The organism is Streptomyces sp. ITFR-6 (assembly GCF_031844725.1).
Classification (GTDB): Bacteria; Actinomycetota; Actinomycetes; order Streptomycetales; family Streptomycetaceae; genus Streptomyces.
Genome location: NZ_CP134612.1, coordinates 2,496,227 through 2,514,181, shown reverse-complemented (window position 1 = coordinate 2,514,181; position 17,955 = coordinate 2,496,227). Strand labels below are relative to the sequence as shown.

The window sequence follows — 17,955 nt, the reverse complement described above, 5'->3', positions numbered from 1 at the left end:
CCGCATTGCTCCGGGTACGCGAGACCGCAGTTACGGCCCCTTGGACCGTACCCCTTGAACGGAACACGCAGAACGTGCCCTTCCGGTTCGAACCCTATGTCAACCTCGCGGTTGATGGATCCCCGGAAGAGTGACGCGGATGCGGCATCCGCGAGCTGATTCGGCCACACCGATCCGTCCGCCGTGCAGATCCACCGCCCAGCGGGCGATCGCCAGGCCGAGCCCGGTACCGCCATCGCTGCCCGGACCGTGCGGGGACGTCACGTCGCCCCGGTTGAAACGCTCGAAGACCCGGTGCCGCTCGGACTCCGGAATGCCGGGGCCCTCGTCCAGGACCTCCAGATGCAGCGACTCGGGCTGACTGCCGCGCCGGGCGCGCACCGTCACCCGGCCGTGCGGCGGGCTGTGCTTCACCGCGTTGTCGATCAGGTTCGCCACCACCTGGTGCAGCCGCTCCGCGTCCGCGTGCGCGGTCAGCTCGGGCGGCGACACGTCCAGGTGGAGATGGACGTCCTTACGGGTGGAGTTCCCGGAGCCGGAGGACAGCCGGCGGTGGCCGGTGGCGAGGTTCGCCTCCTTCAGCACCCCCGACAGATACGGCCACACCTCGAAACGGCGGGCCTTCAGCGTGACGACGCCGTTGTCCAGCCGGGACAGGTCCAGCAGCGTCTCCACCAGCCTGCCGAGCCGCTCGGTCTGCTTGAGGGCGGTGCGCATGGTCTCCGGATCGGGCGAGGACACCCCGTCCACGACGTTCTCCAGCACCGCTCTCAGCGCCGCGATGGGGGTGCGCAGCTCGTGTGAGACATTCGCCACCAGCTCCTTGCGGTGCCGGTCCACGGCCGCCAGATCGTCCGCCATCAGGTTGATCGTCTGGGCCAGGTCTCCCAGCTCGTCACGCCGGTCGGCGCCGCTCACCCGTCTGGTGTAGTCGCCGTGCGAGATCGACCGGGCCACGGCCCGCATCTCGTCCAGCGGCGCGGTCAGCCCGTGCGCCACGAACTGGGTGATCAGCAGGGTCGCGATGACCGAGAACACCGTGATGAACCGCAGCTCGGTACGGGTGCGCAGGGCCACCATCAGCAGCCCGGTCGTGATGAAGACCGAGACCACGACGAGGGTGCCCAGCTTGGCCTTGATCGAGAACGGCCGCAGCCCCGGTCCGGGCGCGGTCATGGCGCTGGGGTCTCCAGGGCGTAGCCGACACCGTGCACGGTACGGATGCGCTCCGCGCCGATCTTCCGGCGCAGCGCCTTGATGTGGCTGTCGACGGTACGGGTGCCCGAGGCGTCCGCCCAGTCCCAGACCTCGGCCAGCAGCTGCTCGCGGGACAGCACCGCGCGCGGCGTGTTGGCCAGGCAGACCAGCAGGTCGAACTCGGTCGGCGTCAGGTGGACGTCGTCCGCCCGCACCCGCACCCGGCGCTGCGCGTGGTCGATCTCCAGCTCGCCGAGGCGCAGTATTCCGCTGCGCGGCGTCACGGCGGCCAGCGCGGCCCGCTCGACGCGGCGCAGCAGGACGTGCACCCGGGCCGCCAGCTCGCGCATGGAGAACGGCTTGGTCATGTAGTCGTCGGCGCCGACCCCGAGCCCGACGAGCATGTCGGTCTCGTCGTCCCTGGCGGTCAGCATCAGGACCGGCACCGGGCGCTGTGCCTGCACCCGGCGGCAGACCTCCAGCCCGTCGAAACCGGGGAGCATGATGTCGAGCACCATCAGATCCGGCTGCCAGGCCTCGGCCGCGTCCACGGCCGCGGGGCCGTCGAGCGCGGTCTGTACCAGGAAGCCCTCCGCCCGCAGCCGGGCGGAAATGGCATCGACGATCGTCGCGTCGTCCTCGACCACCAGCACCCGGCGCTGCGCGCCAGGGGTGGCCGCGACACCGTTGTGGGTGGTGTGTGTCTGTTCCATCGCCCCGCCCCTGCCCGTTCTCGCGGGGGCCATTCCCCCGGACGCACGGTTATCGCTTGTGAATTTCGCGGGAGATCCCGTTATCGGTCAGCAGCGTAAAGGCAGCGGGCCGTTCCCGGCTACGCAGGGTGCAAGGGCGTGGGGGTGCGCGGACCGCGCGAAGGAGGTGGAGTGTCGCTCTTGTGGGGCTTGGCCCCCGGGCGTCCCGGGGGCCCGGATACCAGGCGGGGGAATCTCAGTCGGTGCGAATTGCGAGATGGACCACGTCCGGCACACCTCGGGCAACGCCTACCTCTTCGGTCCGAACCCCATGGAATCCGGCATCGCGCAGGGCTTCCTCGAATTCGGCGGACGGTTGCGCGGACCACACCGCGAGCACTCCGCCGGGCGTGAGGCACCGGAGGCAGTCGGCCAGACCGGCGGGGGAGTAGAGGTTTCCGTTGTCCTCCGTCACCGTCCAGTCCGGCCCGTTGTCGATGTCCAGACACAGTGCGTCGTAACGTTCCGTAGTGGTACGGAGATGGGCGACGAGATCCGCCGTCAGGATCCCGGCCCGGGGATCGGCCAGCGCCTCTCCCGAGATCCCGGCCAGCGGCCCGCCCAGGTGCCAGTCCACGATGGCCTGTTCCCGCTCCACCACCGCGATCCGGCCCCAGCGCGGTTCTGCGGCGGCCCGCGCGAGCGAGAACCCGACCCCGAGGCCGCCGATGAGCACCGCCGGGGCCGGCCGGTCCGCGGGCAGCGCGGCGAGGGCGGCGTCGATCAGCAGCCGCTCCGAGCGCCCGTCCGAGGTGTCCATCAGGAAGCACCCGTTGGCGATGATCTCGAAGTCGTCGCCCCGCCTGCGCAGGACGACCTCCCCGTACGGTCCCTCGCGGCGGTCGAGGGTGACGGGGGCGAGGGCGTCGGGGCCGTAGGTGGGGTGCATGGCGCGGGTCTCCGGTGGGTTGGTCGGCGGGTGCGGTCACCGCCGGTCGGTGTCGGGCCCATCCTGGCCCGAGCGGCGGTGCCGGGGCCAGCGGGGTGCCCGGCTCGCGGCGCGGTCAGGGGCGCGGGGCCTTCTCGCCGTGCACCGCGATGTGCTCGGCCGCCAGCCACGGGGCGAGGTCGTCGACGAGGACCGACAGGACGGCCGGGTCGGCGGTCGGGGTGCGGCCCGTACGGGCGGCGAGCCGCATCTGCTCGGCCCGCTCGGGCAACTGCGGGTAGTAACGGGCGAAGAGTTCGGCGCACTCGGCCAATTCGCTGGTCCAGCCGCCCCACCTGGGCATCACCAGCGTGAAGCCCGTCCGTACGATCCGGCGGGCGACGCGGCGGCTCATGGCGCGGCGTTCGGAGTCCGTCGTGGCCCCGGCCGCCCGCTCGTGCCAGCCGGGCAGCAGCAGGCACAGGTCGCCGTTGGTCTCCCGGGCGAGCAGCGAGCTCGGCCGGTAGCGCGGCGGCCGCCCGGCGAGGTCGTCGCCGAGCAGCGGGGTGCACAGGCAGGCGATGAAGAAGCCCAGGTCGTGGCGTTCGAGGTCGCTGAGCACGGTGTCCCTGCCGGACAGCAGGATGCCGACGCCGTCGATCTCCTCGAACGAGGCGTCGAGTCCGGCCTCGACGGCGTCGGCATCCTCCCGGTCCGCCCCGGCGGGTCCGGCGTGCAGGACCAGTTGCAGATCCAGGTCGGAGACGCCGGGAACGGCCGTGCCGCGCGGAATGCTGCCGTAGATGTAGGCGCTGTCCAGCCGGTCGGGGCCGAAGACCTCGGAGATACGGGACCGGGCGGCCGCCACGACCGGCGCGAACCGCTCGGGTACCCGGCTCAGCGAGCCCTCGCGGGCGATCGTGCCGTCCGGTTCCAGCCCTCTGTCTTCGTTCATACGGGCACTCTGCCCTGTCGCCGGGGCCGCGCCGAACGCTTTTCCGGGCTCAGCGCGGAGGTGACGGCGGGGCGGCGAACGTCACGTCCGCGGCCGCCACGGTGACCTCGGCATCGCCGCTGATCGGCGACGCCGCGACCCGGGACACCACGGCGGCCGGGACGGCGGCGCTGATGCCGGGGCGGCCGGGATGTCCTGCGTCGCGTGGGCGTCGTACGGCAGCACGACCCGGTGGCCCAGGGCCAGGGCGGTACGGGCGGTGGCCTGGACGCACATCTCCGACATCACCCCGCACACCGCGAGCGACCGGGCCCCGGCACCGCTCAGCAGCTCTCCCAGCGGGGTGCCCGCGAAGCCGTCGTCCCTGGTCTTGCGGATCACCACCTCCCCGGGGCCGGCCTCGACGGGCAGGTGCAGCGCCCAGCCCGGGGTGTGCGGCTCGTCGCCCGAGCCGGGCGCGCCGTCGTTCTGGAGGTGCACGACCAGCGCGCCGCCGCTCCGGGCCCGTGCGATCAGCTCCGCCACCCGCTCCAGGAGTCCGGCCGCGCCGGGCACCGCCCGGTCACCCGTCACCCCCGCCTTCTGGACGTCGACGACCAGCAGGGCCTGCGCGGGGGAAGCGGAATCGTTCATGGCGTCATCCTGTCCGGCACGGCCGCCGCCTTCCAGGGGATTTCACGGGCGCTCTCCCGTGTTGCACGAAGGGCATGCGGAGGCAGTCGTTCCCGATCGCGCTCCTGGCCGCGTTCCTGATCGCTCACAGCGAACACGGCTTGGGGAACATCGGGCAGCTCATGAGCATTGAGTCTGCATAGCTCAACTTGACTGCCGAAGGGGAGATCATGGCTACTGAGTCCGACGCGGTCACACCGCTCACCCTGCCTGTGCTGCCGCTCGACGACGAGGTCGTGCTGCCCGGGATGGTGGTGCCTCTGGACCTGTCCGACACCGACGTACGCGCCGCTGTGGAGTCCGCACAGGCCGTCGCCCGCGAGGGCGGCGGCAAGCCGGAGGTGCTGCTCGTCCCGCGCATCGACGGCACCTACACCGGCATCGGTGTCATCGGCACCGTGGAACAGGTGGGACGGCTCTCCGACGGAGACCTCGGCGCGCTCATCCGGGGCCGCGACCGGGTACGGATCGGCGCCGGCACCAACGGACCGGGCTCCGCGCTCTGGGTGGAGGGCACCCGGGTCGACGGGTCGGCCCCCGACCCCCTTCCGGGATCCGTCGCCGAGCTGGCCAAGGAGTACAAGGCGCTCGCCACCAGCTGGCTGAAGCAGCGCGGCGCCTGGCAGGTCGTGGACCGGGTCCAGCAGATCGAGGACATCTCCGCGCTCGCCGACAACTCCGGATACTCCCCCTTCCTGACCACCGCCCAGAAGGTGCGGCTGCTGGAGACCGCGGATCCGGTCGCCAGGCTGAAGCTCGCCATCCAGTGGCTCGGTGAACACCTCGCGGAGCAGGACGTCGCGGAGTCCATCGCCAAGGACGTCCAGGAGGGCGTCGACAAGCAGCAGCGCGAGTTCCTGCTGCGGCGCCAGCTCGACGCCGTCCGCAAGGAGCTCTCCGAACTCAACGGCGACTCCGGCTCCGGCGACGAGTCCGACGACTACCGGGCCCGCGTCGAGGCCGCCGACCTTCCCGAGCACGTCCGCGAGGCCGCGCTGAAGGAGGTCGACAAGCTGGAGCGCTCCTCCGACCAGAGCCCCGAGGGCTCCTGGATCAGGACCTGGCTCGACACTGTCCTCGAACTGCCGTGGACCGTGCGGACCGAGGACGCCTACGACATCAAGGGCGCCCAGGAGATCCTGGACGCAGAACACGCGGGCCTCCAGGACGTGAAGGAGCGCATCACCGAGTACCTCGCGGTGCGCAAGCGGCGCGCGGACCGCGGTCTCGGCGTGGTCGGCGGGCGGCGCGGGGGTGCGGTGCTGGCCCTGGTCGGTCCGCCCGGCGTGGGCAAGACCTCGCTCGGTGAATCCGTCGCGCACGCCATGGGCCGCGAGTTCGTCCGCGTCGCGCTCGGCGGCGTCCGGGACGAGGCGGAGATCCGCGGCCACCGGCGCACCTACGTCGGCGCGCTGCCCGGACGCATCGTCCGCGCCATCAAGGAGGCCGGTTCGATGAACCCGGTCGTCCTGCTCGACGAGATCGACAAGGTCGGCTCCGACTACCGGGGCGACCCGGCCGCGGCCCTCCTCGAAGTGCTCGACCCGGCCCAGAACCACACCTTCCGCGACCACTACCTGGAGGTCGAACTCGACCTCAGCGACGTCGTCTTCCTGGCCACCGCCAACGTCCTGGAAGCGATCCCGGAAGCCCTGCTCGACCGGATGGAACTGGTCAGGCTCGACGGCTACACCGAGGACGAGAAGGTCGTCATCGCCCGCGACCACCTGCTCCCGCGCCAGCTGGAGCGGGCCGGCCTGGAGCAGGACGAGGTCACCCTCGACGAGTCCGCCCTGCGCAAGCTGGCCGGCGAGTACACCCGCGAGGCCGGCGTGCGGAACCTGGAGCGTTCCGTAGCCCGGCTGCTGCGCAAGGTCGCGGCCCAGCACGAGCTGGGCGACCGGGAACTCCCGTTCACGGTGACCGACGAGGACCTGCGCGGTCTGATCGGGCGGCCGCACCACGTCCCCGAGTCCGCCCAGGACCCGGCCGAGCGCCGCACCGCGGTGCCGGGCGTGGCCACCGGGCTCGCGGTGACCGGTGCCGGGGGTGACGTCCTCTTCGTCGAGGCCTCGCTCGCCGACCCGGAGACCGGCGCTTCCGGACTGACCCTCACCGGCCAGCTCGGTGACGTCATGAAGGAGTCCGCGCAGATCGCGCTGAGCTTCCTGCGCTCGCACGGCGCGGAGCTGGAGCTGCCGGTCGCGGACCTCAAGGACCGGGGCGTGCACATCCACTTCCCGGCGGGCGCGGTCCCCAAGGACGGCCCGAGCGCCGGCATCACCCTGACGACCGCGCTGGCCTCGCTGCTCTCCGGACGGCTGGTCCGCACGGATGTGGCGATGACCGGTGAGGTGTCGCTGACCGGACGGGTACTGCCGATCGGCGGTCTGAAGCAGAAGCTGCTCGCCGCCCACCGCGCGGGCATCACCACCGTGGTGATCCCGCAGCGCAACGAGGCGGATCTGGACGACGTCCCCGCCGAGGTGCTGGAGACCCTGGAGGTCCACCCGGTCACCGACGTCCGCCAGGTGTTGGAGATCGCCCTCGCCCCGGCCTCGGCCCTGGCGGAGCGGAGGATCCCGGCCGCGGCGTGAGTGCCACGGCGTGACGGACGCGGCACCACGTACACGGCCGGTACGGACGGCCTGTCTCCCCTTCCGGGGAGGCGGGCCGTTTCGCGTACGGGAGGTTCTACGGGCGGTAGATCGTGCCCGGGACCGGCTCGGCGGGCGCCATCAGCTGGGGGACCGTCACGAAGATGTAGCCCTGCTTCTTCAGCGCGTCGATGATGCCCGGCACCGCGGGCACCGAGCCCTTGTAGATGTCGTGCAGCAGGATGATGCCGTCCTTGCTCGCCTGGTCGAGTATCCGCTTCTTGATCAGCGCGGAGTCGGTCGTCGAGTAGTCCTTGGCGGTGGCGCTCCACAGGATCTGGGAGAGCCCCAGGTCCTTGCTGATGTTGGAGACGGTGTCGTCGGTGCGGCCCTGCGGCGGCCGCATCAGCCTCGGCTTCTTGCCGGTGATCGCCGCTATCGCGTCCTGCGTCTTCTCCAGCTCGGCGCGTATCTGGGCGGGCCTCTTGTCCGTCAGGATCTCGTGCGACCACGTGTGGTTGGCCACCTCATGACCCTCGGCCTCGATCCGGCGGACCGTGTCCGGGTGCTTCTTCACATGGTTCTTGCCCAGCAGGAAGAAGGTCGCGTGGATCTTCTCCTTCTTGAGGATGTCCAGCAGGTGGGGGGTGTCCTCGGCCGGGCCCGCGTCGAACGTCAGGGCTATGCACTTGGCCTTGCGGCAGTCCACCGGGCCGAAAGACCCCTTGGAGTCGGAGGCGGCGTCGGCGCGGGCGGAACCGGGGGCGGTGGTCTCCATCGAGCAGCCGCTGAGCGTGAGGGTGAGGGCCGTCACAAGGGTGACGGCCAACCCCGTACCGATCGACTTCGTCCTACTGGGCAAGGCGAGTCACTCCTTCTTGACTGATTGGCGCACTCGGCGTGCGCCCGGAGGGACTATACACACCGCGTATACATGGCGTGTATAGCGGGGGTGCCTGCCTTCCCCTGAGGCGGATTGTGGCTTCATGCCTGGTCAGGGGCGCGGAACGGGAAGAGCCCGGTGACGGGGTACGTCACCGGGCTCTTCTGCGGGGAGGGTGCGCCGGGCGGCCGCCCGGCGGGACGGCTCAGCTGTTGGCCAGCGCCTGTACGCGGTCGAGGGCGCCGTTGAAGTGGCTGTGATCGCCCACGGTGGGGCCGGTCGAGGTGTACTGCCACATCGTGTAGAAGCCCCAGCCGGCCGGGAGCGCGCCGACCGTCGTGTTGTAGCGGGCCACCCAGAGCGGGTTGGTGGTGCCGAAGCCCGCGTTGTTGCCCGTGCAGGTCTGCCACCAGCTCGTCGCGGTGTAGATGACCGCGTCGCGTCCGGTGCGCGCCTTGTAGGTGTTCACGAAGTCGCGGATCCAGGAGACCATCGCGGCCGGGGTCTTGCCGTAGCACTGGTCGCCGTACGGATTCCACTCGATGTCGAGTGCGCCCGGCAGCGTCTTGCCGTCCTTGGACCAGCCGCCGCCGTGGTCGACGAAGTAGTTGGCCTGGACGGCGCCGCTCGTGGTGTCCGGAGTGGCGAAGTGGTACGAGCCGCGGATCATCCCCACGTTGTACGAACCGTTGTACTGCTGGGTGAAGTCCTCGTTCGTGTAGTACGTGCCCTCGGACGCCTTGACGTACGCCCACTTGACGCCGCTGCTCCAGAGGGCGGCCCAGTTCACGGCGTTCTGGTGGCCGCTGACGTCCACGCCCTCCGTCTGCACGGCACGGGTGTCGGCCGGCAGCCCGCCCCGGCCGTCGTGGGCGACGACGCCCATGCCCATGGTGGCCGAGCCCCTGGCGGGCTTCGTGGGGTCCCCGGTGGCCGGGTTGCCCGCGGCGCCAGCGGCGCCGGGCAGGGTGATGACGAGGGAGAGTGCTGCGAGCAGAGTTCCCGCGGCCGCGATGCGTGAGCGGCGGGCGGTCTCCGAGCCGGATCTGTGCACGGGCATCGCGTGCCTCCCAGGCCTCGGCGGGGGGATCTGCTGACTCAGGGACCGGTGCGCGCACCCCTGATGGCACGTCATGGTGTGAACATGCCATGCATGACGCTACGCACGTGGAACCGTGCTGCGGAAGAGGGCCAGGGCGGTGCCGTTGGTCTACTCCTGCGAAATACTGGCGGAGCTGCGGCGATGACCAGCGGTGAAAGAAACTTTCAGCGGCAGGAAAGCTCATGAGGGGTGTTGACGTGCACGGGAGCGAAAGAGGGAGTGAACCCGGCGCAGCCGGGGCGAGTGGTGTGGACCACGAATTCCTCGCCCTGGAGCTGGAATTGGCGGTGTTCCTGCGCCGCGCACGGGCGAATTCCGGCGAGATGGCGCGCGAGGTGCACCCGGAGCTGGAGGCCGCCGCCTATGGGCTCTTCGTGCGCCTGGAGTCGGCGGGCCGGCAGCGGGCGACGGACCTCGCCTCGTACTTCGGGGTCGGCAAGGCCACCATGAGCCGTCAACTGCGCGCCCTGGAAGGTCTCGGACTGGTGGCGCGCGAGCCCGACCCGGCCGACGGGCGGGCCTTCCTCGTCCGCCTCACCGACGAGGGCCTCGAACGATTCCGGCATGTCCGTGACGCCCGCCGGGACCGCTACGTGCGCAAGCTCGCGGACTGGGACCGGGCCGAGGTCGCGGAACTGGCCCGGCTGCTGCACCACTTGAACGCCCGCGCGGAGGACTGAGGCGGAGGGCCGACGAGGCGGGGCCCCGCGCACCCGCTCACAGCTCCGCGTAGACCGCCGTCGCGTCGTCGTGGGTCTTGGCGCGCCGCAGCCGCGTACGGCCCGTGTCCGCGTCCTCCAGGGCCCGGACCCGGTCGATCAGCCCCTGGGGCCCCTCCTTGCGCAGCACCCCGAGGCAGTCCGTCCAGTCGCCCTCGCCGAACATCTCCGTCCAGCGGCTCGCGCCGTCCGTCATCGCGGCCACCGCCCGCACCTCGGCGCGGGGCGTACGCCCCGTCACCGCGCGCTGTGCCACGGCCGGATCGGCGGCGGCGGTGAAGAAGCCGCCCTCCTTGTTCCGGACCCGCGCGTCCGCGATCGCCTCAGAGGTGAGCGATCCGGCCGGCAGCCGGTCGAGCCGGTCGTCCAGCAGGGCGCGCACGGCCCCGTCGGGCGATTCGAGGAGCAGTACGGAATCGGACAGGACCAGGTGTTCGATGGCGGCCTCGTCCCAACGCACCATGACGACGGTTGCCTGTGGCGTGCGTACGTGAGAAAGGTCACACAGGGGGCGGTGTGCGTCCGCGGTGCGCCGGATGGACTCGGCCAGGACCTCCCGGAGGGTCAGATCCCGCCGCGAACCCGACAGTTCGACCAGGGCGCCGCCCAGCCGTGCGGTGAACCACGGGACCGAGTGCACACAACCGTCGTCCCCCCGCGGCGGGGTGACCCCGTCGAGCAGCACCAGCCCCCCGCCCTGGCCGGAGGCGGGGAGGGCGGTGGCGGCCCAGTCCTCGTTCGGGCGGCCGGGAATGCCGGCGGCGGTGGCGAGCTCCATACGCATACCGTCAGTCTGCACGACGCCTTCACGAGGCGTGCACGGAGCCGGGCCGGCCCGTACCAGCAGGTCAGACGGGCGGTCGGAGCGGAGGTAATCACTCCGCCACGTGTGCGGGCGGGCATCCTGCCAAAGCCCGCCCGGAAGTTCCAGCCGGACGTCCAGGTGTGCCGACAGGGCCTCCTGGGGAGAGTTGTTCGTCAACTCTTGAGTGTTGTTCACTCGTTCGAGTGGTGGAGCGGTTGATGCGCGCCCCCCTCTCAAAAGCACTGGAATGGTCAGAAGCCGTACCAGGGGGCGGGGCGCTCGTTCAAGTGGCCGTGCGTCACCTCTGCTTCAAGGGCGGACGAGTCAAGATTGCGAGCACCGGTGCAGAAGAAGCGGCCTCGGAGCAAGGGCGGCAAGAACAGCGGTTCCGAGGTGGCGCCTTCGGCGTCGGCCGAAGGCGGGCGCACCGTGCGCGTACGCAGTCGGCTGGTCGCGGGAGTCGCGGTCGTCGGGATCACCGTCATAGCCGCGGGGGCTCCGGCCGCCCTCAGCGCCTCGTCCGAGCTGAACGACTCGCAGCGGCTGGTCACCCTCGCGGAGCTGAACCAGCAGGCCATCGCGCTGGCGCACTCCCTCGCGGACGAGCGCGACGAGGTCACCGCGTACATCGCCGCCGGCCGGGAGGGAAAGCCCGGCCAGGGCGGCGCCACCGGGAGCCGGAGCGCCCGCGTCGACCAGCAGGTCGACGAGATCCGCGACGCGGCCCCCGAAGTCCTGCGCCGCGACCTCTCCACCATCCCCTCGCTGCGCCGCGACGCCGTCAGCGGCAAGGGCTCCGCGCTGGAGGCCCACCAGTCGTACTCCGAGGTCATCGCCAAGCTCCACGGCCTCGCGGACGAACTCGCGGAGAAGACCCCGCCGCGCGCCGCCGGAGCGGGCCGCGCCCCGCTCGCCCTCGGCCAGGCCACCGAGCACGCCTCCGCCACCCGCGGGCTGCTGCTCGCCGCGCTCGCCGTCCCCCGCAAGGAGCCGGTGACACAGACCGACCCCTTCACCGGGCTGCCCGTCCAGACCCAGGACGAGGGCGCCACCAAGGACGACCGCACCCGTGACGAGCTGAGCGCCGCCGCCCAGCAGGCCAGGGTCGGCGAGCTCTCCTCGCTGGCCGACTTCGACCAGGCGGCCGGCGCCACCGCCCGCGACAAGCTCGCGTCCACCGTCACCGGTCCCGAGGTCAACAACGCGGAGAAGTACCTCGCGGAGCTCACCGACCGCCCCGAGCTCTCCGACGCCGACCAGAAGGTCAGCGGCAAGAAGACCGGAGCGGCGCTCTCCGCCCGGATCGACCGGATGCGCAGCGTCGAGTCCGCGCTCGGCACCGCCCAGGTGCAGCGGCTGAAGCAGCTGCGCGACGACGACGTCACCGCGCTCGAACTGCGGATCGCGCTGCTCGGCGGCTGCTTCCTGATCGCCGTCGGCGTCTCCACCGCCGTGGCCCGCACCCTCACCCAGCCGCTCGCCGTACTGCGGATCGGCGCCGCCCGCCTCGCGGCGGAACCCGACACCGCGGAGCCGGTCCGCTACACCGGCCGCAACGACGAGTTCGCCCAGGTCGTCCGGTCCATCAACACCCTGCACGGCAGGCTGCACGGACTGCTCCACGACTTCAACGGGCGGTTCGGGAAGCTGGAGAGCGAGCGGGCCGAGCTGATCGCGGGCCGCGAGGCGCTCACCATCCAGCGCGCCGAACTCCAGGTCCACACGGCCGACCTCACCGCCCAGCTGGAGAAGCTGAGGAACACCGTCCACCACACCTTCGTCAACCTCTCGCTGCGCAACCTCGGCCTCGTCGAGCGCCAGCTCGGGGTCGTCGAGTCGCTGGAGGAGCGCGAGCAGGACCCGGAGCGGCTCGCCACCCTCTTCAAGCTCGACCACATGGCCACGGTCATGCGCCGCCACAGCGAGAACATGCTGGTCCTCGCGGGCGCCGAGCACGGACACTCCCACCCGGGCCCGATTCCACTGGTCGACGTGTTGCGCGCGGCGGTCAGCGAGATCGAGCGGTACGAGCGGGTCACCATCCAGTCCCTGCCGCCGCACGCCCAGGTCGCCGGGTTCGCCGCCGACGACCTCAGCCACCTGGTCGCGGAACTCCTGGAGAACGCCACCTCCTTCTCGCCGCCCGACTCCAAGGTCCAGCTCTCCGGCTGGCTGCTGGAGACCGGCGAGGTCATGCTCTCCGTGCAGGACGAGGGCATCGGCATGTCGTCCGTACGGATGGGCGAGCTCAACACCCGGCTGGCCGACCCGTCGCTCTTCGAGACGGGCGAGCAGAACGCGGACGGCGCCGGTCTCGGTCTCCAGGTGACGTCGCTGCTGGCCGCCCGGCACGCCGTGCGGGTCCAGCTGCGCGAGCAGAAGGGCAACGGCGTGACGGCGGTCGTCGTCCTGCCCGCCGCCCTGCTGCCGAAGGCGCCGCCGGCCGCGACCCCGCCGCCGGTCACCGCGCCCGGCGACGCGCCCACACTGAACCTGCCGGGCTCGGTGGCGGAGGCCAACTCCAACGCGCTGCCGAGCCGCGCACCGGCGCCCTCCGTCGACCCGCTGATCGCGGCGGCCGAAGAGACGATCGCCCGGTCCGAGGCGCAGTCCGAGGCCGAGGCCGCGACCCCGCCGCAGCCCGAGGCCGCACCCCGGCCCGAGCCCGCACAGGCGCCGCAGGCCGCACCGGAACCCGCACCCGCGCCCGAGTCGTCCTCGCCGCGTCCGGAGAGCGACTCCGAGACCACGATGCAGGTCCGGCTTCCCCGGGTGCCCGAGTTCGACGACGCACCCGAGTTCACCCACGCGCCCGCCTTCGGTGAAGGACCGGAGGCCCCGCTCGCGTCCGGCCCCTACGCCACCGGCCCCGACAGCCACGAGCGCGCCGCCGACGAGGGCCCGCAGCCGGCGGACACCCCGGTGGATGCCCCGGCCCCGGCCCCCGCACCCGTCACGGCCCCGACGCCCGCCCCCGCACCCGTCGCCGCTCCGGTGGCCGACACCGTGCCCGGCCCGCGCCACCCGGAGCCCGGCCGGGTCACGGACAAGGGGCTGCCCAAGCGCACCCCCAAGGTCGTCGCGCCGGCCTCCGCCCCCGCCGCGGACCGCACCGGCAGCGTGGACAAGGACGCCCTGCGCCGCCGGCTGGGCGGCTTCCACCAGGGCGCGAAGGACGGCCGCAGGGACGTCGAGGCGGAGATCGCCGGATCCGCCACGCCGGGGACGGCCGTTCCGGCCGCCCGCACCGCACGTACAGGCCACACTGAGGCGGCCGACCGTACCGACGGTCGAGCCGACGAGACGGGGGACACAGTCGAGGAGGCACGCAGTTGACTGCGCCCAGCACATTCGGGCTGAGTACCGAGGCCCGGAACCTTCAGTGGTTGCTGAGCAATCTGGTGGAGGAGGTGCCAGGGGTCCACTCGGTCACCGTCGTCTCGTCGGACGGACTGATGCTGCTCTCCTCCGACCCCGGCCACCAGGCCGCCCAGTCGGCCGGCAAGCAGGACGGCCCCCGCGGCTCCAGCGCCGACCTGGCGACCATCGTCTCCGGAATCGGCAGCCTGACCATCGGTGCCGCGGAGCTGATGGAGGGCGGCGGCGTCAAGCAGACCATGGTCGCCATGGAGGAGGGCAGCGTCTTCGTCATGTCGATCAGCGACGGGTCGCTGCTCGGCGTGCACGCCACCCCCGACTGCGACATGAGCGTCATCGCCTACCACATGGCGCTCTTCGTCGGCCGGGCCGGCCACGTACTCACCCCCGAACTCCGCAGTGAACTGCGCAAATCGATGGAGAGCGCCCAGTGACCCACGCTGCCGCTGAACCCGCCCGCAGGCTCCCCGTGCGCGGGGCCGACAAACGGCCCGCGCGGGTGCGCCCGTACTCGCTCACCGGTGGCCGCACCCGGTTCGGCCACGTCCTGCTCGTCGAGACGTTCGTGGCCGCGCTCGAAGCCCCGGACGAGCGGCGCGAACTGACCAATGGCAACCTGGCTTCGCGCGTCATGCCGGAGCTCCAGGCCATCGTCGAGATCTGCCGCCGGATGCGTACCGTCGCGGAGATCTCCGCACTGCTGAAGATGCCGCTCGGCGTGGTCAGGGTCCTGCTCAGTGACTTGGCCGACCAGGGAAAGATCCGCGTGTACGGGACCGGGCACGGCACCGGCCAGCCCGACCGCGCACTGCTCGAAAGGGTGCTCAATGGACTCCGTCGTCTCTGAGTCGCCGCTGTTCGCCCCGCGTCAGCCGGGGCCCGTGGACCAGGCAGAAGAGGGCCTGCGGGACTGGCAGTTGGACCACACCAGGGCGCCGGTCGCCACGAAGATAGTGGTCGCGGGCGGCTTCGGCGTCGGCAAGACCACCTTCGTGGGCTCGGTCTCCGAGATCACCCCGCTGAAGACCGAAGCGATGATGACCCGGGCCAGTGAGGAGACCGACGACCTCAGCGCCACGCCCGACAAGGTCACCACGACCGTCGCCATGGACTTCGGCCGCCTCACGCTCGACGACGACCTCGTGCTGTACGTCTTCGGCACCCCGGGCCAGCAGCGCTTCTGGTTCATGTGGGACGACCTGGTGCGCGGCGCGATCGGCGCGATCGTGATGGCCGACACCCGCAGGCTGGCCGACTGCTTCCCGGCCCTCGACTACTTCGAGAGCTGCGGACTGCCGTACATCGTGGCCGTCAACCACTTCGAGGGCACGCCCGGGTTCGAGTCCGAGGACGTCAGGGAGGCCCTGACCGTCCCCCCGCACGTACCTGTTGTGATCATGGACGCGCGTAACAGGATCAACGTCGTCGAGGCCCTGTTGGCCCTGGTGGGCCACGCCCTTGAGACCTCCCCCGAATAGCTCGCACGTCACACACAACGGAGAACCGCGATGCGGAAGATACTCATAGTCGGAGCCGGTCAGTCCGGGCTCCAGCTCGCCCTGGGACTGCAGTCCAGAGGGTACGAAGTCACCCTCATGTCCAACCGCACCGCCGACGAGATCCGTTCGGGGCGGGTCATGTCGACGCAGTGCATGTTCCACACCGCGCTCCAGCACGAGCGGGACTACCAGCTCAACTTCTGGGAGTCCCAGGCCCCGCGCATCGAGGGCCTCGGCGTCTCGGTGGCCGCACCCGACTCCTCGCGCGCCGTCGACTGGGTCGGCAAGCTGGACGGCTTCGCGCAGTCCGTGGACCAGCGCCTGAAGATGGCCGGCTGGATGGACACCTTCGCCCAGCGCGGCGGACAGCTCGTCATCCACGGCGCGGCCGTCTCCGACCTGGACTACTTCTCCCGCACCTATGACCTGGTGATGGTCTCCGCGGGCAAGGGCGAGCTGGTCTCCATGTTCGGCCGGGACGCGTCCCGTTCCCCGTTCGACGCCCCGCAGCGCGCGCTGGCCGTCGCGTACGTCCACGGCATGGGCCCGCGCCCCGAGCACCCCGACTTCGACGCGGTGCGCTGCAACCTGGTCCCGGGCGTGGGCGAACTGTTCGTGATGCCGACCCTCACCACGTCCGGCCGCGCCGACATCCTGTTCTGGGAGGGCGTGCCGGGCGGACCGCTCGACGTCTTCCAGGGCATCAAGGACCCCTCCGAGCACCTGGCCAAGACGCTGGAGCTGATGGAGCGGTTCACCCCGTGGGAGTACGCACGCGCCACGAAGGTCGAACTGACCGACGCCAACGGCACCCTCGCCGGCCGTTACGCTCCCACCGTCCGCAAGCCGATCGGCCGGCTGCCCGGCGGCGGCCTGGTGCTCGGCGTCGCGGACGTGGTCGTCGCCAACGACCCGATCACCGGCCAGGGCTCCAACTCGGCGTCCAAGTGCGCCAACGCCTACCTGGACTCGATCATCGAGCACGGCGACGGCGAGTTCGACGCGGCGTGGATGCAGTCCACCTTCGACCGCTACTGGGACACGGCCCAGCACGTCGTGAAGTGGACGAACGCGATGCTCGGCGTCCCGCCGGAGCACGTGCTGAACCTGATCGGCGCCGGCGGCCGGCTCCAGCCCGTCGCGGACCGCTTCGCCAATGGGTTCAACGACCCGGCGGACTTCGAGAACTTCTTCTTCGAGCCGGAGAAGACGAACGCCTACCTGGCCTCGCTCACTGCCGGCCAGTAGGGGCCCGAGTGTTCTCCACCCGCTGGACGGACCCTGCCCGGCCCGGTCCGTCCAGCGGGTGCGCTGTCAGCCGGTGGGCGCGGTGGAGACGCTGTACCCCTCGTCGGAGCCCCCGGACGCCCCCTGGGGGAGCTCCGGCGCCTTGTACGTACTCAGCGGGGCGCTGTCCGGATCCGGCCTGACCGCGCCCAGCAGCGGATTCGACGCCAGTGGCGAGACCTTCACCAGGGAGCCGGGGCGAGGTGCCTGCACCACCAGCCCGTTGCCGATGTACAGCGCCACATGCGTGGCCTTCGGGAAGTAGACCACCAGGTCACCGGGGTGCAGCGCGCTCACCGGCACCTTCCGGAGCTGCCGCCACTGCTCCTGCGACGTACGCGGAATGGTGCGTCCGGCGTTCGCCCAGGCCTGCGAGGTGAGCCCGGAGCAGTCGAACGAGGAGGGGCCCTCCGCACCCCACACGTACGGCTTGCCGATCTGCCGGACCGCGTACCGGACCGCCTCGCCGCCCTCCTCCGACGGCGGCCGGGTCGAGGACAGGGCGCCCGAGGTGACCAGCGCGTCCTGGGCCTCGGCCGTGCCCTTCTGTTCGAGGCCGGACACCTCGGCCAGCTGGTCCGCGGAGAGCGTGGCGAGCTTCGCCTCGACCTCCTTCAGGCGCTTCCGCACGGCGTCGCGGTCCTTCTTCTGCCGCGCGGCCAGCACCTGCTGCTTGTCCAGCACCTGGCGGGACTTCTTCGCGAGCTCGTCGGCGCGCTTCTCGGCGCCGGTCAGCCGCCGCACGGTCGCCACCCGCCCCGCCGCCAGCCGCTGGATGACCTGCCCCTGGTCCAGGGCCTGGGCGGGGTCGCGGGACAGCAGCAGTCGCAGATACGAGGAGAAGTCGGAACGGCCCTGGTACTGCTGGCGGGCCAGCCGTCCGGCGGCGTCGCGGCTGCGGGAAAGCGAGAGCCGTGCGGTGACGAGGGCGGAGTCCAGCTTCTTCGCCTCCGCGGTCCGCTTCTTCAGCTCGGCCGCCGTCCCGTTGTAGGTCTCGGTGGCCTCCTCCGCCTGCTGGTACAGCCTCTGCAGCTCCACCAGCAGCGCGGCGGCGCCGGTCTCGCCCACCGGCGAGGCCGAGGCGGAGGGGGAGGGTGCGGCCACGGCGGCGGCGGGTGAGGTCACGACGACGGCTGCGAGCGCCGCGGTGCAGACGGAGCGCAGGACACTGCCCGGCATGACATCTCCTCCGATAGCGGGGTGAATCGTCGGACTACCCCATAAGTGAGCGCAATGCCTCT

Annotated in this window: 15 protein-coding genes and 1 pseudogene; 7 read left to right on the top strand and 9 right to left on the bottom strand. The window is 71.5% G+C overall.

What is annotated here, in order from left to right; genetic code table 11:
* Positions 1–99: 99 nt before the first annotated feature.
* From RLT59_RS11115 to RLT59_RS11095, 5 genes and pseudogenes are all read right to left on the bottom strand, one after another.
* Positions 100–1,176, bottom strand: a complete 1,077-nt coding sequence (locus RLT59_RS11115) for a HAMP domain-containing sensor histidine kinase (protein WP_311303251.1) — start codon at positions 1,174–1,176, stop codon at positions 100–102.
* Positions 1,173–1,910: a response regulator transcription factor gene (locus tag RLT59_RS11110; protein WP_014154105.1), complete on the bottom strand. Its 738-nt coding sequence runs from the start codon at positions 1,908–1,910 to the stop codon at positions 1,173–1,175. Before RLT59_RS11110 ends, RLT59_RS11115 begins: the two co-directional genes overlap by 4 nt.
* 235 nt (positions 1,911–2,145) lie before the next feature.
* On the bottom strand, positions 2,146–2,838 hold the full coding sequence (locus RLT59_RS11105) for a spermidine synthase family protein (RefSeq protein ID WP_311303250.1): 693 nt from the start codon (positions 2,836–2,838) through the stop codon (positions 2,146–2,148).
* Positions 2,839–2,953: 115 nt separating this feature from the next.
* Entirely contained in the window at positions 2,954–3,772 is an 819-nt protein-coding gene (locus RLT59_RS11100) for a nucleotidyltransferase domain-containing protein (protein ID WP_311303249.1), read from the bottom strand.
* 49 nt (positions 3,773–3,821) lie between these two features.
* Positions 3,822–4,405 (bottom strand): annotated as a pseudogene (locus tag RLT59_RS11095) (isochorismatase family protein).
* Between the two features lie 209 nt (positions 4,406–4,614).
* Between RLT59_RS11095 and lon the strand changes: the two are divergent.
* The gene (lon, locus tag RLT59_RS11090) at positions 4,615–7,041 is read left to right on the top strand and encodes an endopeptidase La (RefSeq protein ID WP_311303248.1); all 2,427 of its coding nucleotides are present in this window, start codon (positions 4,615–4,617) and stop codon (positions 7,039–7,041) included.
* Positions 7,042–7,138: 97 nt separating this feature from the next.
* Here lon and RLT59_RS11085 read toward each other — a convergent pair whose 3' ends face one another.
* Together RLT59_RS11085 and RLT59_RS11080 are read right to left on the bottom strand one after the other, a co-directional pair.
* The gene (locus tag RLT59_RS11085; RefSeq protein ID WP_311307683.1) at positions 7,139–7,819 is read right to left on the bottom strand and encodes a polysaccharide deacetylase family protein; all 681 of its coding nucleotides are present in this window, start codon (positions 7,817–7,819) and stop codon (positions 7,139–7,141) included.
* Positions 7,820–8,129: 310 nt separating this feature from the next.
* The gene (locus tag RLT59_RS11080; RefSeq protein ID WP_311303247.1) at positions 8,130–8,984 is read right to left on the bottom strand and encodes a lysozyme; all 855 of its coding nucleotides are present in this window, start codon (positions 8,982–8,984) and stop codon (positions 8,130–8,132) included.
* Positions 8,985–9,208: 224 nt separating this feature from the next.
* Between RLT59_RS11080 and RLT59_RS11075 the strand changes: the two genes are divergently transcribed.
* Positions 9,209–9,706, top strand: coding sequence for a MarR family winged helix-turn-helix transcriptional regulator (locus tag RLT59_RS11075; RefSeq protein WP_311303246.1), 498 nt, complete (start codon positions 9,209–9,211; stop codon positions 9,704–9,706).
* 37 nt (positions 9,707–9,743) lie between these two features.
* Here the strand turns inward: RLT59_RS11075 and RLT59_RS11070 are convergent, their stop codons facing one another.
* Positions 9,744–10,529, bottom strand: a complete 786-nt coding sequence (locus RLT59_RS11070) for a protein phosphatase 2C domain-containing protein (protein ID WP_311303245.1) — start codon at positions 10,527–10,529, stop codon at positions 9,744–9,746.
* A 363-nt stretch (positions 10,530–10,892) separates the two neighbouring features.
* Between RLT59_RS11070 and RLT59_RS11065 the strand changes: the two genes are divergently transcribed.
* Genes RLT59_RS11065 through RLT59_RS11045 form a run of 5 tightly spaced genes read left to right on the top strand, consistent with a single transcriptional unit; the run spans position 10,893 to position 16,675 of the window.
* Positions 10,893–13,886 carry a sensor histidine kinase gene (locus tag RLT59_RS11065; protein ID WP_311303244.1) on the top strand — a complete coding sequence of 998 codons (2,994 nt, stop codon included), beginning with the start codon at positions 10,893–10,895 and terminating at the stop codon, positions 13,884–13,886.
* The gene (locus tag RLT59_RS11060; RefSeq protein ID WP_311303243.1) at positions 13,883–14,362 is read left to right on the top strand and encodes a roadblock/LC7 domain-containing protein; all 480 of its coding nucleotides are present in this window, start codon (positions 13,883–13,885) and stop codon (positions 14,360–14,362) included. Before RLT59_RS11065 ends, RLT59_RS11060 begins: the two co-directional genes overlap by 4 nt.
* Positions 14,359–14,775 (top strand): DUF742 domain-containing protein, encoded by a 417-nt coding sequence (locus RLT59_RS11055; RefSeq protein ID WP_148020703.1) that lies wholly within the window; start codon positions 14,359–14,361, stop codon positions 14,773–14,775. The genes RLT59_RS11060 and RLT59_RS11055 overlap by 4 nt, the downstream gene beginning before the upstream one ends.
* The gene (locus RLT59_RS11050; RefSeq protein ID WP_311303242.1) at positions 14,756–15,406 is read left to right on the top strand and encodes a GTP-binding protein; all 651 of its coding nucleotides are present in this window, start codon (positions 14,756–14,758) and stop codon (positions 15,404–15,406) included. Before RLT59_RS11055 ends, RLT59_RS11050 begins: the two co-directional genes overlap by 20 nt.
* Before the next feature lie 30 nt (positions 15,407–15,436).
* Entirely contained in the window at positions 15,437–16,675 is a 1,239-nt protein-coding gene (locus RLT59_RS11045) for a styrene monooxygenase/indole monooxygenase family protein (RefSeq protein ID WP_311303241.1), read from the top strand.
* Between the two features lie 66 nt (positions 16,676–16,741).
* Here the strand turns inward: RLT59_RS11045 and RLT59_RS11040 are convergent, their stop codons facing one another.
* The gene (locus tag RLT59_RS11040; protein ID WP_311303240.1) at positions 16,742–17,893 is read right to left on the bottom strand and encodes a C40 family peptidase; all 1,152 of its coding nucleotides are present in this window, start codon (positions 17,891–17,893) and stop codon (positions 16,742–16,744) included.
* Positions 17,894–17,955: the final 62 nt, after the last annotated feature.

Bases quoted from the DNA above. Each gene is read 5' to 3' on its own strand.
- RLT59_RS11115 (WP_311303251.1), bottom strand. From the start codon at position 1,176: ATGACCGCGCCCGGACCGGGGCTGCGGCCGTTCTCGATCAAGGCCAAG.
- RLT59_RS11110 (WP_014154105.1), bottom strand. From the start codon at position 1,910: ATGGAACAGACACACACCACCCACAACGGTGTCGCGGCCACCCCTGGC.
- RLT59_RS11105 (WP_311303250.1), bottom strand. From the start codon at position 2,838: ATGCACCCCACCTACGGCCCCGACGCCCTCGCCCCCGTCACCCTCGAC.
- RLT59_RS11100 (WP_311303249.1), bottom strand. From the start codon at position 3,772: ATGAACGAAGACAGAGGGCTGGAACCGGACGGCACGATCGCCCGCGAG.
- lon (WP_311303248.1), top strand. From the start codon at position 4,615: ATGGCTACTGAGTCCGACGCGGTCACACCGCTCACCCTGCCTGTGCTG.
- RLT59_RS11085 (WP_311307683.1), bottom strand. From the start codon at position 7,819: ATGGAGACCACCGCCCCCGGTTCCGCCCGCGCCGACGCCGCCTCCGAC.
- RLT59_RS11080 (WP_311303247.1), bottom strand. From the start codon at position 8,984: ATGCCCGTGCACAGATCCGGCTCGGAGACCGCCCGCCGCTCACGCATC.
- RLT59_RS11075 (WP_311303246.1), top strand. From the start codon at position 9,209: ATGAGGGGTGTTGACGTGCACGGGAGCGAAAGAGGGAGTGAACCCGGC.
- RLT59_RS11070 (WP_311303245.1), bottom strand. From the start codon at position 10,529: ATGCGTATGGAGCTCGCCACCGCCGCCGGCATTCCCGGCCGCCCGAAC.
- RLT59_RS11050 (WP_311303242.1), top strand. From the start codon at position 14,756: ATGGACTCCGTCGTCTCTGAGTCGCCGCTGTTCGCCCCGCGTCAGCCG.
- RLT59_RS11045 (WP_311303241.1), top strand. From the start codon at position 15,437: ATGCGGAAGATACTCATAGTCGGAGCCGGTCAGTCCGGGCTCCAGCTC.
- RLT59_RS11040 (WP_311303240.1), bottom strand. From the start codon at position 17,893: ATGCCGGGCAGTGTCCTGCGCTCCGTCTGCACCGCGGCGCTCGCAGCC.